General features: G+C 43.2%; 2 protein-coding genes and 1 CRISPR repeat array. Both genes read right to left on the bottom strand.

All coding sequences use genetic code 11. From position 1 onward, the window contains the following. Positions 1-154 precede the first annotated feature (154 nt). A CRISPR array of direct repeats spans positions 155-552; the repeat unit is 37 nt; unit sequence GTTGCAACCAACCTAAAACCCTACCAGGGATTGAAAG. Positions 553-604: 52 nt separating this feature from the next. Continuing rightward, positions 605-1,039 carry a hypothetical protein gene (locus QUA10_RS28985; protein ID WP_333086490.1) on the bottom strand — a complete coding sequence of 145 codons (435 nt, stop codon included), beginning with the start codon at positions 1,037-1,039 and terminating at the stop codon, positions 605-607. Next, positions 1,027-1,239, bottom strand: coding sequence for a hypothetical protein (locus QUA10_RS28980; protein ID WP_333086489.1), 213 nt, complete (start codon positions 1,237-1,239; stop codon positions 1,027-1,029). The genes QUA10_RS28985 and QUA10_RS28980 overlap by 13 nt, the downstream gene beginning before the upstream one ends. Positions 1,240-1,464: the final 225 nt, after the last annotated feature.

Genomic DNA, 1,464 nt, shown 5'->3' with positions numbered 1-1,464 from the left:
TGGCTGGCAATAACCTTGCGCTGTACAAGTCTTGGGGGATGTCAGCCTCCCATCAAAAAATGCCAACAGGCGATCGCCCAAATGGTATATTGATTGCAGACAGACGCAAACGAACCTTGAAAACCTTATATTGCAAGCTTCTTACATACCAGCAGTTGCAACCAACCTAAAACCCTACCAGGGATTGAAAGATTTAAGCTCGTAACAGCAAGTCGGACGATCGCTTGTTGCAACCAACCTAAAACCCTACCAGGGATTGAAAGGCAAGTGAATTATTTCATGAGATGAGACTTGGGTTGCAACCAACCTAAAACCCTACCAGGGATTGAAAGAAGAAGCATTAAGCACACAGTCGCAACCCTTAAGTTGCAACCAACCTAAAACCCTACCAGGGATTGAAAGCGTAAGGGTTTAGGCTCCTCACTGGCACTCACTTGTTGCAACCAACCTAAAACCCTACCAGGGATTGAAAGTAGCAACTGCCCCATCGTTAGGTTGCGGCGTAGAGCTTCTAGGTTGCAACCAACCTAAAACCCTACCAGGGATTAACAACGCTATATGTAGTGTTGATGCAGCTTTTTTACAACATTACATATAGCAAATGTCAGTATTTCACAGTTAGCGGCAAGCTTTTGATGCCGAGGTTTGCGATCGACGCGAGCCGATCGCACAAACGCCGCCATCCCAATTCTCGAATCAATCCGATGCACCCGCTTGTGCCCGGAACGTTTGCGTCAAAGTGAATCCCAAGTTCTGCCCGAATTCCTTTACTCGAAACCACAGGGTCGGGCGTGATATGAAAAAACAATCCCTCAACGCCACGGGTATCTAACCAATACCCATCTGTGGGAATTTGATATTCGCCCGCAGGAATCGGGCCTTTTCCCCTTATCCATTCATCACCAGGGCGCTGCCAATTCGCGCAGCCGCTCGTTGCCAAATAGTCGACTGTCTCGTTATTAGGATAAATAAGTTGCAAGTTGCCGTAAATTAAACTAATTGATTCGGCTAATTGCATTGTAAAAATTAATTTGTGCATTTTATTCTATGTTTAATTTGTTCTATTAAATCTTGAATTTCTGCAAGCGTTTTGCGTCCCGATACCAAATCTCGCAAGTTGCCAATAGTCATGCCCTGTATGTATCCGTACTCTTTACATAAATCTTCTAGACAATCTACCAATTGAGATTTACTAGGATTAGCGATTTCTAAAAGTTTTCTAGCTTTGTCTATAGTCATTTGACTGCGACTTTGGGGGGGAGACCAACAAACCGCCCAATAAAGTTAGAATTGGCGCTAAGAAAGGAATTAACGCTGTTGCATTTTCTTTTTGAAAAATTAGAATTATCCCAGCAGCCACCAACATCATCACGGAAACATTCAAACTGGCAATAGTAAACCGATACGAGTATTTATCCATTAAAACCCCGTATTTTCGTTATTATATTCGTTTAGTAAATCATC

It is taken from the genome of Microcoleus sp. Pol8_D6 (assembly GCF_036700965.1).
GTDB lineage: Bacteria > Cyanobacteriota > Cyanobacteriia > Cyanobacteriales > Microcoleaceae > Microcoleus.
This window is presented reverse-complemented; position numbering and strand designations above follow the sequence as displayed.